9 protein-coding genes are annotated in these 14,954 nt (G+C 46.2%); 4 read left to right on the plus strand and 5 right to left on the minus strand.

Annotation, left to right across the window (positions count from 1 at the left end):
- Positions 1-30 precede the first annotated feature (30 nt).
- A complete protein-coding gene (locus RH86_RS06815; RefSeq protein ID WP_009385682.1) occupies positions 31-1,287 on the minus strand; it encodes a sensor histidine kinase in 1,257 nt (418 codons plus the stop codon).
- Positions 1,259-1,927 (minus strand): response regulator transcription factor, encoded by a 669-nt coding sequence (locus RH86_RS06820; protein WP_009385683.1) that lies wholly within the window; start codon positions 1,925-1,927, stop codon positions 1,259-1,261. Before RH86_RS06820 ends, RH86_RS06815 begins: the two co-directional genes overlap by 29 nt.
- 87 nt (positions 1,928-2,014) lie before the next feature.
- Between RH86_RS06820 and RH86_RS06825 the strand changes: the two genes are divergently transcribed.
- From RH86_RS06825 to RH86_RS06840, 4 genes are all read left to right on the plus strand, one after another.
- Positions 2,015-3,181 (plus strand): DUF5666 domain-containing protein, encoded by a 1,167-nt coding sequence (locus tag RH86_RS06825; protein ID WP_009385684.1) that lies wholly within the window; start codon positions 2,015-2,017, stop codon positions 3,179-3,181.
- A 185-nt stretch (positions 3,182-3,366) separates the two neighbouring features.
- Complete coding sequence (locus tag RH86_RS06830) at positions 3,367-4,518, plus strand: sugar diacid recognition domain-containing protein (RefSeq protein WP_038219391.1); 1,152 nt, start codon at positions 3,367-3,369, stop codon at positions 4,516-4,518.
- 133 nt (positions 4,519-4,651) lie between these two features.
- Entirely contained in the window at positions 4,652-5,917 is a 1,266-nt protein-coding gene (locus RH86_RS06835; RefSeq protein ID WP_009385686.1) for a GntP family permease, read from the plus strand.
- Between the two features lie 19 nt (positions 5,918-5,936).
- On the plus strand, positions 5,937-7,070 hold the full coding sequence (locus RH86_RS06840; protein WP_009385687.1) for a glycerate kinase: 1,134 nt from the start codon (positions 5,937-5,939) through the stop codon (positions 7,068-7,070).
- Between the two features lie 260 nt (positions 7,071-7,330).
- Here RH86_RS06840 and acnB read toward each other — a convergent pair whose 3' ends face one another.
- The 3 genes from acnB to mrcB all read right to left on the minus strand — a co-directional run bounded on the left by acnB (position 7,331) and on the right by mrcB (position 14,928).
- Positions 7,331-9,919: a bifunctional aconitate hydratase 2/2-methylisocitrate dehydratase gene (gene acnB / locus RH86_RS06845; RefSeq protein WP_009385688.1), complete on the minus strand. Its 2,589-nt coding sequence runs from the start codon at positions 9,917-9,919 to the stop codon at positions 7,331-7,333.
- Between the two features lie 277 nt (positions 9,920-10,196).
- The gene (locus RH86_RS06850) at positions 10,197-12,479 is read right to left on the minus strand and encodes a patatin-like phospholipase family protein (protein WP_411572003.1); all 2,283 of its coding nucleotides are present in this window, start codon (positions 12,477-12,479) and stop codon (positions 10,197-10,199) included.
- An 82-nt stretch (positions 12,480-12,561) separates the two neighbouring features.
- Positions 12,562-14,928 (minus strand): penicillin-binding protein 1B, encoded by a 2,367-nt coding sequence (gene mrcB, locus RH86_RS06855; RefSeq protein WP_009385690.1) that lies wholly within the window; start codon positions 14,926-14,928, stop codon positions 12,562-12,564.
- Positions 14,929-14,954 lie beyond the last annotated feature (26 nt).

Genomic DNA, 14,954 nt, shown 5'->3' on the forward strand with positions numbered 1-14,954 from the left:
TCGACGCAAAGCTGCCATCTAACTGACCCGTTATAAGTCAGACGGTGCTGATCGGAACTGCACTTGGGCACGATAAAACTCACCATCATCTTGGCGAATAAACTCCCAACCCATCCTTTCGCAAATTCGTTCCACAATCACCAAACCACAACCATAACCTGCGTTGTAGGTTTCATGACCTGCGTGACGATTAGTGATGAACAATGTCGCTCCTTCTAGAACCACATCGATATCACCAAGGCTGTAACTGAAGGCGTTTTTGATTAGATTGTTAATCACGATTACGACAAAACTTTTCGGTGCAAACACCTTACTCATGCCCTCAACACGCAACTGATAACTGGCATCTTGTTTAGCAAATAACGGTGACATTTCGGCTAATTGAACCTCGAGCTCCTCATACAAACAACACGGTTGTAAATGATGGTGATCTATTTCTTCTTTACCTAACAGCAAAAAGGTTTCCGTTAATACTCGCATTTGTTCACAGGCGAGATCGAGTCGATTGATGGCTTTGTTGGCTAACGGGACTTGATTAGGAATTTTACCAAGCAGATCGGTTGAACCTCGTATTACCATAATTGGCGTGCGCAGTTCATGCGATGCAAAACGACTAAACTCTTTTTCGCGCTGAAAATAACCAGAGATATTCATCTTGCTATCGAGCAAGGTTTGCTCAATATGCCGCGTTTCGGCATATTCGGTATCTACACTAAATATTGGCTGATCCGGTGGCATATGCCGAATTTTGTCTTCAATACGATTGAGTGGACGTGAAAGTGAACGCACCACATAGACGCCATACAACACCACCAATATTGAGATAAAACCGCCAATCACAAAGGTCGAGTTATGTAGACTAAATTCATATTCATCGAGGTAATCATCAGCATCATCTTGAAAGACGATGTACAACATCCCTTGACCAGACGGATGTTCAGTCACGATAAAGTGCTTATCTTCTTTGCCGAGCAGGTGCTCATAAAAACCTGGCTTACGATAACCTTGTAACCAGACTGGTAGCGATTTTTCACTCCAATAGGTGGAGAATTCCGCCTCTTGTGGTAGGCGTGCATTTGCGCCTTCTCGCTTATAATCCGCATTGTAGCGTGAGGCCTCGGTGTCGAGCCAATGGTGCAAGCTAATAATTTCGATTTGATTTTCAGCAAAGTAAATCACTGCCCAAAAGGTGCTAAACATCAATAATGTCATAACACCAAAACTAAGGCGTATCTTGCGATAAATACTCGGATAATGCTTATGCTTTGATTCGGTAACCTTGTCCATGAATAGTCTCTAATCTGGATTGCTCAAAACCTTTATCTAATGCGCTACGCAAACCATAGATATGACTACGTAAAGCATCACTACTCGGCTCGTCATCGCCCCACACTGAATCAGTTAGTTCTTGTCGTGAAACGATCGCAGGCGCATGGCGTAGCAGCTCTTTTAATATTTTGCGCTGAATTCGACTGAGCTTAAGCACAACACCAGCCCTACGCACTTCATCCGTTTGAGTGTTGACGGTAATATCGGCGAAACCCAATTGACCGATATCTTGGCGAGGTCCTCGACTTGCTAAAGCTTTTACTCGCAGACTCAACTCTTGCATTGCAAAAGGTTTTAATAAGTAATCATCGCCTCCCGCCTCAAAAGCCGCGACTTTGTCGTCCAAACTATCTTTAGCGGTGAGAAACAGAATCGGCGTGTTACAAAACTGCTCTTGGCGCAGTTTCTTTACCGCAGAAATACCGTCAATTTTCGGCATCATAATATCCATGATGATCACATCATAATGTTGCTCGGCAACTAACTTCAGTGCGGCTTCACCGTGGTAGGCACAGTCGATGATCATACCTTCTAGCTCTAAATAGTCAGCAATGGTTTCTGCGACATTATGACTATCATCCACAATTAATATTTTCATGCTACTTCCACATTTCTTCACGAGCGCTTCACGTTTGGTCGATTAGGATACACCCGTTTTAAGCATTCTAGTCAGGAAAATAAGTAAATGAAAAAGTTGGTTTTAGTTAGTCTACTCGGCGCAATATTAACGGGTTGTGGTGGCGGTGGTGGTTCAGATGACAAATCTGATAACAATAGCAACCATCGACCAAATGCAGCACAAGGTACGATTGAGCGCGTATCTGGTAATGTAATTACCGTTAATGGTCATCAATATGATGTGGCGAGCGTTAACTATCTTGCAGGCGATGAAAATGTAGCACTGAGTACGACGCAACTTAGTCCTGGAATGTTAGTGGCATTGTCACCAAACCCAACACGCGCGGTAGGCCAACACGTCCAGCTTGAACCAACTATTGCAGGCATAATCACGATTACGAATAAAGACTCTGGTCAATTTACAGTCAATGGTGTCGCACTAACATTTCCTAAACTATCTGCATTAGTTGATCAAGGCCATATTCGTGGTGGTGATTGGGTAATGGTATCGTCACTACCTACAGCAACTGATGGCTACAAAGTATTGTCAGTAGTCAAATTTGAGAATGAAATACTAAAGGATCATTTTGAAATTGAAGGGACTATTTCAAATCTCGATAAGACTAATTTACGTTTCAATCTTGGTGCTGCATTGACGGTTATCTACACTCAAAATTCAGTTGAAGGTGGAGAGCTTGCCAATGGCCTTTGGGTTGAAGTTGAAGGTAAAGCAATAGGGAATACGATTAATGCAACTGAGGTTGAAATCGAAACCTACGACGATATCGATAACGATACTGAAATTGAAGGTCTACTAACATGGGTTGCCAACGATAAGAGTGCCTTTGAGCTAAACTATCGTGGTCGTTTTAATGTTACAGCCCAAACACGCTTTGAAGATGGTAATAAAAACCACTTAGTACAAGGTACTATGATTGAAGTAACCACTGGTACTAATAATACCGCTCTTGAAATCGAGTTTGATAACGATAATGACGATTCAAACAGCTGGAACGGTAATGATATAGACATCGAAGGTACTGTAAATTCGATCGATGAAACTAATATGAGTTTCACGATTGGTAGTCGAAATATCGACACTATTTATGTAAATAGATTTACTGAATTTGACGATGGCCTAACCTTTAGAAGCTTAACTCAACAGGAAGTAGAAGTAGAAGCCTCTATAGTCAACGGTCAATATATCGCTAGTGAAATTGAACGACTAGACTAGACTAGACTAGACTAAACCACGACTAGAACATATCAAAGCACCTGCCTCGCAGGTGCTTTTTCATAGCCAAAACACTCACCACAATAAATCTTAATTTACCGCTTTCCAACTGGGCGTGAGAGTAGGATTGTTCCATTGCTAGGCCAGTGGTATCTTTCCTTTTTTGCTCACACCATGCCTTTTCTATGCAGTTAAACGAAACCATCGCCCGACAAATCGTTGAGCGTTCGATGAAAATCATCCCTTATTCAGTCAATGTGATGGACGAGTTTGGCCGAATTATTGGTTCTGGCGATCCAACTCGGCTGCGTCAACGTCATGAAGGCTCGATTCTTGCCATCGCAGAACAGCGCGTGGTGGCGATTGACTCTGCCACCGCTCAGCACCTCAAAGGGGTCAAGCCGGGCATCAACTTCCCGATCATCTATCAAGATAAAGTGATTGGGGTGATTGGTATCTCAGGCGAACCTGACAACGTTCAGCAATATGGTGAACTGGTCAAAATGACCGCTGAATTGATCGTTGAACAAGCAGCGCTGATGTCACAAGTTGAGTGGCATAAGCGCCATCGCGAAGAGTTGGTGATGCAATTGATCCAAGGTGCGCCATTGGATGACGGTCAGATCCGCGTGATTGCCGAGCGTTTGGAACTGGATTTAACCAAACCGCGCATCGCCGCTGTCGTTCAAGTGATGTCGGATGATGATCATGCGCCACTCTCACTGGCAAACTTACAACAATTAGTGCACTTATTAGAGTTTCCTGAGCGCGATAACTTGGTCGGAATCCTATCGGTATCGACTAATGAAGTGGTGGTATTAAAGCCTATCGAACTGACCAAATCAGGCTGGTCGGTTGAAAACGAACGTAAGCGAGTCACCAAGCTACTAAAACGAGTGCGTCAGCTGGGTAAGTTTAAAATTCGCATGGCATTGGGTGATTATTTTTCAGGTCCTGATGGTTTGAGTAAGTCTTATCAAACTGCCAAGCTGACATTGGATGCCATTGACGATCAAGACGGTGAGGTGTTTTTCTATCAAAACCACCGTTTACCCGTCCTGCTCAGTAGCCTATTTGAAGAGTCTTGGAAAGTAGAACAAATCAAAGAACCGTTTGATTTATTAATGCAAAAGGACAACAAAGGGGCATTGGTAAAGACACTTAAAGCTTTTTTTGCCCAGAACTGTGACGCTTGTCAAACATGCCAAACACTGCATATTCACCGTAATACTCTACGTTATCGACTAGAACGAATAGAAGAAATAACCTCATTAAACATCAACAACTTAGACGACAAGTTACACCTCTATCTTGCCTTGAAATTATTTGGTCATTAATTCCAAATTTGTGCAGTTGCACAAAAATCACCATCTAAACGCTGGAATATTTGTTAACCATTCTAAAGACGATGAGCCTGCGCCTCTCTATAGTCAGCAAAAAATAACTCTTATAACTTAGATGGAAACAACCATGGTTGAAGTCTCTACCCTAGGCGCCTTAGCTGCACTGATTGTGGCAATCGCGCTCATCCTACGCAAAGTTCCACCCGCTTACGGCATGATCATTGGCGCACTGGTTGGTGGTGTCATTGGTGGTGTATCACTGACTGATACCGTTTCACTGATGATTGGCGGCGCACAAGGCATTGTTACGGCAGTGCTGCGTATTTTAGCCGCAGGTGTACTGGCTGGCGTGCTGATTGAATCTGGTGCAGCTACCTCGATTGCTGAAACGATTGTAAAAAAAGTAGGCGAAACTCGTGCCCTACTTGCTCTTGCTCTAGCGACTCTTATTCTTACTGCTGTTGGCGTATTCGTTGACGTTGCGGTGATCACCGTTTCTCCTATCGCTCTGGCTATCGCGCAACGTGCCAACATCTCTAAAGCCGCAATTTTGCTGGCAATGGTCGGCGGCGGTAAAGCCGGTAACGTGATGTCACCAAACCCAAATGCGATCGCAGCAGCAGACGCGTTTAACGTACCACTGACCTCAGTAATGGCCGCGGGCGTGATCCCAGGTTTGTTTGGTCTTATCGTGGCTTACATGATTGCGAAGCGCCTGACTAACAAAGGCAGTATGGTGCATGAAAGCGAAGTGGTTTCCGTTGACCTAAGCAAACTACCAAGCTTCGGTGCTGCGATTGTTGCGCCACTTGTGGCAATCGCACTACTTGCGCTACGCCCAATCGCAGGCATCAACATCGATCCTCTGATTGCTCTACCGCTGGGTGGTTTCCTTGGTGCAGTGGTGATGGGCCGTTTCCATGATACTAACCGCTTCGCGGTCTCTGGTCTAAGCCGCATGGCGCCAGTGGCAGTGATGTTACTGGGTACCGGTACTCTGGCCGGCATCATTGCGAACTCAGGTCTAAAAGGCGGTTTGATTGATATTCTTACGGCATCAGGTTTGCCTTCTTACCTACTCGCGCCAATCTCTGGTGCCATGATGTCACTAGCAACCGCTTCTACTACAGCAGGTACAGCAGTCGCAGCAAGCGTATTTAGTGGCACAATCCTAGAACTTGGCGTACCTGCACTGGCTGGCGCGGCCATGATTCACTCTGGTGCAACCGTATTTGACCACATGCCTCATGGTAGCTTCTTCCATGCCACTGGCGGTGCAGTACACATGGATATTCGCGAGCGTCTTAAGCTCATCCCTTATGAGTCAGCCGTCGGTCTCATGATCGCATTTGTCTCTACTATGATGTTCGGTGTGTTTGGTTTATTTGTTTAAGGCGTTTAAGGTTATTACTATGAAAATTGTTATTGCTCCAGATTCATACAAAGAAAGTCTTAGTGCGATGGACGTCGCGATTGCGATTGAACACGGCTTTAAACAAGTTCTGCCAAACGCTGAATACATCAAACTGCCAATGGCAGATGGTGGTGAAGGCACGGTGCAATCCTTGGTGGATGCTACCGGTGGTGACATCATCGAGCACGCAGTGACTGGCCCACTTGGCGAGCAAGTCAACGGTTTCTACGGTTTAATGGGTGATGGCAAAACGGCAATCATCGAAATGGCAGCAGCATCTGGCCTACATCTGGTTGAGCCAGCAAAGCGTAACCCTATGCTGACCACAACCCTTGGTACCGGCGAGTTGATCCAAGCGGTGCTTGATAAAGGTGTTGAACACATCATCGTTGGTATTGGTGGCAGCGCAACCAACGATGGCGGCCTCGGAATGGCGCAAGCTCTGGGCATTCGTCTACTGGATGAAGCTGGTCAATCGCTGGGTTTTGGCGGTGGCGAGCTGGAAAAACTGCACACCATCGACATGAGCGGTCTTGATCCTCGTCTTGCACAAGTGCGTTTAGAAGTGGCGTGTGATGTGGACAACCCACTGTGTGGCCCTAAAGGTGCATCGCAAGTATTCGGCCCACAAAAAGGCGCAACACCAGAAATGGTGGCACAACTTGATAGCAACCTTGCTCATTACGCAGAAGTAATCAAACAGCAATTGGGTCACGATGTTCTAAACCGTCCAGGCGCTGGTGCGGCGGGTGGTTTAGGTGCGGCACTGATGGGCTTGCTTAATGCAGAACTTCGCCCGGGCATCGAGATTGTAATGGATGCGGTAAACCTAACGGATGTAGTGGCTGATGCCGATTTAGTGATTACTGGAGAAGGTCGTATTGATAGCCAAACCATTCACGGTAAAACACCAATTGGTGTCGCACGCGCAGCGAAAAAACACTCAGTGCCAGTGATCGGTATTTCAGGCTGTTTGACGCAAGACTGCGGTGTCGTGCATGAGCACGGTATTGATGCGGTATTTGCGGTGGTGAACCGTTCAGTCGATTTACCAACAGCGATGGCAGAAGCGGCGGAGAACATTGAACTAACGGCACGTAATGTCGCAGCAATGTTCGCGCTAAAAATCTAGATTCACTCTATATGTTCTGAAACAACCATGAACATTAAACCAATATCTCCTAATTAGTTGGTATTGCAGCAAGGCAGCAAACGAAGCAATCTTCTGAGCATAGTGGGCGTCTTTATTCGATGACCGTGATGATGTTGCTGAGAGCAAGCTAACACAGCGGCAATGACAAATAAGACGGAGATAAAAAAACCGCAGACTAAAAATCTGCGGTTTTTTATTTTCTATCAAACACACTAGTTCAACAGGGAAAGCATCAGCGTTTACGCAGGCTCTTGGAAAATCACTTCATCCGCTTTCTTGGTGTACTCGGCCATCTTATGGAAGTTCAAGTAACGGTAAGTATCGGCAGCGGTCGCATCAATTTGCTTGGCGTACTCTAGATACTCTTCCATCGTTGGAATCTTACCTAGAATTGCACCTACCGCAGCCAGTTCTGCGGAAGCAAGGTAAACGTTCGCGCCAGTACCTAAACGGTTCGGGAAGTTACGCGTCGAAGTCGACATCACTGTCGCTTTATCTGCTACGCGAGCTTGGTTACCCATACATAGTGAACAGCCCGGAGTTTCAATACGCACCCCAGCGCGGCCAAAGATGCCGTAGTAACCTTCTTCGGTTAGCTGATCCTTATCCATCTTCGTTGGTGGAGCGACCCACAAACGCGTATCGAGCTGACCATTAAACTTCTCAAGCAGCTTACCTGCAGCGCGGAAGTGACCGATGTTGGTCATACAAGAACCGATAAAGACTTCATCGATCTGTGTACCTTGCACATCCGATAACAGACGAGCATCATCAGGATCGTTTGGTGCGCAAAGAATAGGTTGATCAATCTCAGCCAAATCAATTTCAATCACGTGTGCGTATTCTGCATCCGCATCCGCTTCCATCAACTCAGGGTTTGCTAGCCACTCTTGCATCGCCGTAATACGACGCTCGATAGTACGACGATCGCCATAGCCTTCTGCAATCATCCACTTCAACATGGTGATATTCGAGTTTAGGTATTCTTCAATCGACGCTTGAGAAAGCTTCACGGTACAGCCCGCAGCAGAACGCTCTGCTGAAGCATCAGACAGTTCGAATGCTTGTTCCACGCTAAGATGCTCAACCCCTTCAATTTCCAGTACACGGCCTGAAAATTCGTTGATCTTACCCGCTTTTTCTACCGTCAAAAGACCTTGCTGAATACCGTAGTAAGGGATGGCATGTACCAAATCACGTAGCGTGATACCTGGCTTCATTTCACCTTTAAAGCGCACCAAAATTGACTCTGGCATATCCAGTGGCATCACACCCGTTGCCGCAGCAAAGGCCACTAAGCCAGAACCTGCTGGGAATGAAATACCCAATGGGAAGCGCGTATGTGAATCACCGCCAGTACCAACAGTATCAGGCAACAACATACGGTTGAGCCATGAGTGGATAACACCATCACCCGGACGCAGTGATACACCGCCGCGGTTCATAATGAAATCAGGCAGCGTATGGTGCGTATTCACATCAACTGGTTTCGGGTAAGCCGAGGTGTGACAGAAAGACTGCATCACCAAGTCAGCCGAGAAGCCAAGACACGCCAAATCTTTCAACTCATCACGCGTCATTGGGCCGGTGGTATCTTGCGAACCAACTGTCGTCATCTTCGGCTCACAGTATTGACCAGCACGAACACCTTCGACACCACACGCTTTACCGACCATTTTCTGTGCCAGCGTATAGCCTTTATCAGAAGCATTAGGATCAATCGGTTTCGCAAACAGTTCGGTCTCTTCTAGACCAAGAGAAGCGCGAGCACGGCTGGTTAAACCACGACCGATGATAAGAGGAATACGACCACCCGCACGGACTTCATCAAGCAATACACTGCTCAGTTTGAAACTTGAAATCTCAGCGCCGTTTTTGCAAACCACACCTTCATATGGGTAGATGTCGATAACATCGCCCATATTCATATCTTGTACATTCAATTCAATTGGCAAAGCGCCTGAATCTTCCATGGTGTTGTAGAAGATAGGGGCAATTTTTCCACCTAAACAGATACCACCAGTACGTTTGTTTGGTACATAAGGGATATCGTCGCCCATAAACCAAAGTACAGAGTTGGTGGCTGATTTACGTGAAGAACCCGTACCAACAACATCTCCGACATAAGCCAGTGGAATGCCATCTTTTTGCAATTCTTCAATTTGAGTAATTGGACCTACGTTACCCGCATCATCTGGATTGATGCCTTCACGCTCCATCTTAAGCATCGCTTTAGCATGAACAGGAATATCAGGACGCGACCATGCATCTGGTGCTGGAGATAAGTCATCGGTATTGGTTTCACCAGTGACTTTAAATACTTTAACCGTGATTTTTTCTGCGACTTTATTTTTCGACGTAAACCATTCAGCATCCGCCCAAGATTGCAGCACTTGCTGTGCGTGCGTGTTGCCCGCTTTGGCTTTTTCTTCCACATCGTAGAATGAATCAAACATCAATAGAGTATGCGATAACGCGGTGACCGCAATCGGTGCCAACTCAGCATCATCCAGCAACTCAATCAATGACTCGATGTTGTAACCACCTTGCATGGTACCTAGCAGTTGCGCGGCTTTCTCACGGCTCACCAGTGGTGATGCCACTTCGCCTTTTGCTACAGCGGTTAAGAATCCGGCTTTTACATAAGCCGCTTCATCAACACCTGGTGGAATGCGGTTCTCAAGCAGATCAAGAATGAAGGCTTCTTCACCTTGTGGGGGATTTTTAACAAGTTCGATGAGTCCAGCAACTTGTTCTGCGTCTAAAGGTTTTGGTACAACTCCTTCAGCAGCACGCTCTTCGACGTGTTTACGGTAGGCTTCAAGCACGACTTTTTCCTCTCATTGCGGTTCCTCCGCCTATTTTCAGTGGGGAGTGAACATCCTTGGAAACTTGGCTCTCCATTGCCATATTTGTCATTCTTTTTAGACTGATAAACAGTGCCAGAGAGGCCAAACTGTGGGCGGCATGATAGCAAATTTAACGTTAAATTAAAATCTTGCCATTTTGACCAACATAGCAACTTAAGACTAAAGTTCTATGAATAATCATCCAACCGTCCCGCATCATCACTCTGAAAACAGAGTGATGTTTATCTTAACTCAGCTACTTAAAAGACGTTCCTATTATTAAATAAACCGAATCGAAATTGTGTTCTGTACGACCATACGCCAGCATTATTGGTCCAATAGGAGAGTCAATACCAGCAAAAATAGACCCTGCTTTGTATAGTGGCGCATCTTCAATACCAATGTCAGGATCGGACCAAACTCCGCCATACTCCACTGATGCACCTAAATAAAATGGTGCAGTAAATAAGCCGAAATCATTATCAAACCAACGATAGCGATAGACTAAACTGCTAAAGACTTTGTTTTGGCCAATAAGGCTATTACGAGGAATACCAGAGAGATTTAAGAAACCACCAATCTCTTTAGGATCAACCGGAACCGCCGAGTTTTTACTCTGTACAAATCCAGTATCGAGATTTGCGACCAAAGTATGGCGAGAAAAGCTGGTCGCCGCGATCAATTTGGCGCCAAATTCATAGGAGGTATCTTTTTCTGCTGCCGCTAAAGAGACATTTCCTTGGCCTTCATCGTGGGAAATGAGGTAATTAATATCAAAATAGACGCCTCGAGTCGGCAAGCTAAAGTTATCTAACGTATCAATTCGGTAGTTGGCAAACACACCCGTCCGCTGAAATTGGACATCGCCAATCGAAGGCAATGACGCAAAGGCACCATCACCATCCGTGTATCGCAAGCCGATTTTAAACTCACGCCACAACGTTTCTTGGTAACCTAATGCAAGTTCGCCAACCCACTCGGTGTAAGTGACCGGTAGGAAATCTTGCGTTGATTCTAAACTGGTATCATCAAAACCACTTAATGGCGCATTGCGCTTTTGTTTGTTGTAACGAAGACCTAAGGTGGTAAACACTTTTTGCTGAGAGAAGAAGGGGCTGTAAAGCTCTGCCTCGATGGTCTTATCAGTCCCCATCTCCAAGTTAGTACGCAGTTCAGCACCGTTTTGGTTAATATCGGTAAAGTTGGTCGAAATACCAATCGAATATTGGCTATCGGTTGAGAAATCATCCTCAAGGAAAAAACGAAAGTTCATGTAATTCGGGCCCCATGATTTCTCGTTTACATCGACCACCAGCACATCTTGCTGATCGATTTGATCATAGCGATAACTAATCAATTCAAAACGATCAAGCGCATATAAATCCTGTACGCTTTGCTCAAGCTCATGCGTGGTGACTTGGCGGCCAGTATCGATATCTAAACGGTTTTCCAGCAGTTCATCACTGTAGTGGGTATGGTTGTTGATCACCACATCACTGATTTCAATTTCATCACCGTAGCGCAGTTGTTTACGTACCGCCTGTTTGTGGTCGATATAGGCTTGGTATTCCGCTGCAGTCAGCGCCAACGCAGACAATTTATCTCGCTGCGCCATGGTGATTTGATAACCTTCTTGATACGCCTCTGGCATGCGTTCAAATTCGGTAGTTTCCATATCACCGACATTCGGTTGCAACAACAAATCCGAATCATGAAGGGTCGCGGCTTGACGAGAGGTGCTACTGCGCACCAAATAATTGGAGAGTTGATCGGCGACGGTAAATAGACCGGTAAAGTCTTCTTCCTGCTTGTAATCGGTGCTGATATCGACCGCAATCACCACGTCGGCGCCGAGATCACGAGCGACATCAACAGGCATGTTATTAGTCACACCACCATCTACCAACAGGTGATCGTCAAGACGATACGGTGGCAATGCGCCAGGTACTGACATGCTAGCCATCATCGCATCAACCAGATAGCCCTGATCAATGACCACTGGTTCAAGTTCAATAATGTCGGTCGCGACCGAACGGTAAGGAATAGCTAGATCATTAAATGATTTAAATTTCGGTAGGTTACCGGTGGTTTCACGCAAGATGCGCAGCATCCCTTGCCCTTGCACCACGCCGCGAGTGCCTTTTAGTTCACCCCAGCCAAAACCAATATCGGTGGTCAGTTGATAGCGGTCTTCATATTCTTTATCACGAACCCGACGCTGACTACGATCAACTCTATCGCGATAGCCATTATTCCAATCTATCGTGGTAAGAAAACTTTCGATTTCATCGGCGCTCATGCCCGTTGCATACAAGCCACCGACAAATGCCCCCATACTGGTACCGGTCACCATATCGACAGGTACACGCATTTCTTCGAGCGCCTTTAACACCCCAATGTGCGCAGCACCTTTTGCTCCACCACCAGCGAGTACGACGGCGACTTTCGTGCGAGGAGCACTTTCTTCTTGCTCCGCGGCAATCGCTGAAGATGCGATCATCCAAGGTAGCATGACCAATAATAGGCGAAACGTTTTCACAAATGATGTCCCTTTCTCATCGAACGGCTGATCGTTCAGCGCACCGTGTAAAGGCGGCTCACTGAACAATATAAGCAAATCGTTACCAGCTGAAAATATTTTTTAGCCATTGTGCGGGTTGATTACTGCACTCTTTTTTCCACTGACCTTTATTATCCCAAACGGGTAATTTGAAGGCATTCTCACAATCAAGCTGCAAATCCCCACGACTGGTTTTGGCAAAACCGACAGTTGAGATATCTTTTGGCCACGGTAAGGTTAACTGCGTCGGAATGCGATGTTGCAAATACTCCGCGTAAACGCGCAACGCGCCACTTGAGCCAGTGAGTTTGGTCGATTTGTTATCATCACGACCGAGCCAAATGGTGGTCACCTCGCGGCCATCAACGCCGACAAACCAACTGTCTTTGGTGTCATTACTGGTACCGGTTTTTCCCGCCAGTGCCGCCCAAGCAAACTGACCATTGAGAAAACGCCCTGTTCCTTCAGCCACACCACGCTTCATGGCATAAGTTGTCAGCCAAGCGGCATTTTGATCTACGGTTTGCTTGGCAATTGGCAGGGATTGATACAATACATCTCCGTCCATATCGACCACAGAGCGCAAAGCAGAAAGCTTGGCTTGTTTACCTGAATTGGTCAGCGTTTGATACATTTGCGCCACTTGAAATGGAGTCAGAGTAAAGGAACCCAAAAACATCGATGGTACCGGGCGGATCTCATCGCGATTAATGCCCAGTTTTTCAAACGTATCCACCACGTTCGGAATGCCCAATTGCATACCTAATTGCACCGTAGGAACATTCAGTGATTTTGCTAATGCAATATACAACGGCACATCACCACGGAATTTACGATCGTAGTTACGTGGCGACCACACCTTGCCTTTCGAGCCTTTTAAGCTCAGCGGTTTATCATTTAGCGTACTGGCTAGACTGTATTTCTCCGGCTGCTGCAACGCGGTTAGATAAACGGCAGGTTTCGCCAGTGAACCAATTTGACGGCTGGCGTTGAGTGCACGGTTAAAGCCATCATAACCGGTGCGCTTTCCTCCCACCATTGCACGGATCTCGCCACTATGACGGTCAACGGCAATTGCCGCACCTTCCAGATCTTTACCCGCCACTTTAGCAAGTTGTGGGATCTTGGTTTTAATCGCCGTTTCGAGTTCATGCTGGGAAACGGGATCAAGTGAGGTAAACACTTTCAAGCCCTTATCGGCTTCAAACGCTGTGCCCACTTTCTCTTTGAGCTCAATTTGCAGTTGCTGAAAATAAGCCGGTTGGCGACTAGCAATGCGTACATTGTCTTGAATATCCAACGGACGACTGGCGGCATGATCAAATTCACTCGCAGTGAGGTAACCTTGTTGCATCATCAAACGCAACACTAAGTCACGGCGGGTTTTCGCTCGCTCAGGAAAGCGCACTGGGTTGTAGTAAGACGGTCCTTTAACCATGCCGACCAACAGTGCTAGCTGATCAATACGTAACTCTTGGATTGGCTGACCAAAGTAAAGACGCGCAGCCAAACCAAAACCGTGAATAGCTTCACCGCCACTTTGACCGAGATACACTTCATTAAGGTACGCTTCAAGGATACGATCTTTGTCATAACGATAATCTAAGATCACCGCGATATACGCTTCGCGGATCTTACGCCATAAGGTGCGATCACTGGTTAAAAATAGGTTTTTAGCCAACTGCTGAGTTAGGGTACTGCCCCCTTGTACCGTCCGACCCGCTTTGATGTTCGCCACCAAAGCACGGGCAATCGCCAACGGTGAAACACCATCATGTTGATAGAAGTCGCGATCTTCGGTCACCAATAGCGCATCGACCATGACTTCTGGAAATTGCTCACGACGTAGGAATAAACGTTGTTCATCTCGATTTTTTTCTAGCATACCCAGCATCTTCGGCTCGATACGCAAATAACCAAGATCTCCCGGTTTTTCCAACGATTGAATACGCGTTAAACCTGAAGCATCGAAATGCAGCATCACATGACGATCAGGCTCTGGCCCATCGGTAAATTCAAATGGGCGGCGCATCAACTCAATCTTGGTCAAAGAAGAGGAGTATTCGCCCGGGTACTTAGGCTGGCTAACCTTACGGTAGTTCAATACATCCAGCTCATTACGCACTTCTTTTAAACTGATTTGATCACCAGGCGCTAAATTCAAAATACGCGCATAAACCACCGTTGGTAGTTCAAACAGCTGTCCTTCGAATTTCTGCTTAACTAAGCTATCGAGATAAATACCGACAAAAAACAAAATGGCAAAGCCAACTAATGCGAGCTTCCATGTCATACCCCATAAGGTTTTTAGCCACGTTTTATTGGTTACTGCCTTTTTCTTCTTGGGTGCGGCTTTGGCACGCTTCGCCTTTGGTTTCGCTGCGGATTTCGCTGCCGGTTTGCGCGGCGTTTTATTTTTATCGGTCATGTTTATTGGTCATATTCATCGAATAG

It is taken from the genome of Vibrio sp. N418, assembly GCF_000222565.1.
In the GTDB taxonomy this organism is placed as follows: Bacteria; Pseudomonadota; Gammaproteobacteria; order Enterobacterales; family Vibrionaceae; genus Vibrio; species Vibrio scophthalmi.

Excerpts from the sequence above, each read along its gene's own strand:
- RH86_RS06815 (WP_009385682.1), bottom strand. The coding sequence starts at position 1,287 with ATGGACAAGGTTACCGAATCAAAGCATAAGCATTATCCGAGTATTTAT.
- RH86_RS06820 (WP_009385683.1), bottom strand. The coding sequence starts at position 1,927 with ATGAAAATATTAATTGTGGATGATAGTCATAATGTCGCAGAAACCATT.
- RH86_RS06825 (WP_009385684.1), top strand. The coding sequence starts at position 2,015 with ATGAAAAAGTTGGTTTTAGTTAGTCTACTCGGCGCAATATTAACGGGT.
- RH86_RS06830 (WP_038219391.1), top strand. The coding sequence starts at position 3,367 with ATGCAGTTAAACGAAACCATCGCCCGACAAATCGTTGAGCGTTCGATG.
- RH86_RS06835 (WP_009385686.1), top strand. The coding sequence starts at position 4,652 with ATGGTTGAAGTCTCTACCCTAGGCGCCTTAGCTGCACTGATTGTGGCA.
- RH86_RS06840 (WP_009385687.1), top strand. The coding sequence starts at position 5,937 with ATGAAAATTGTTATTGCTCCAGATTCATACAAAGAAAGTCTTAGTGCG.
- mrcB (WP_009385690.1), bottom strand. The coding sequence starts at position 14,928 with ATGACCGATAAAAATAAAACGCCGCGCAAACCGGCAGCGAAATCCGCA.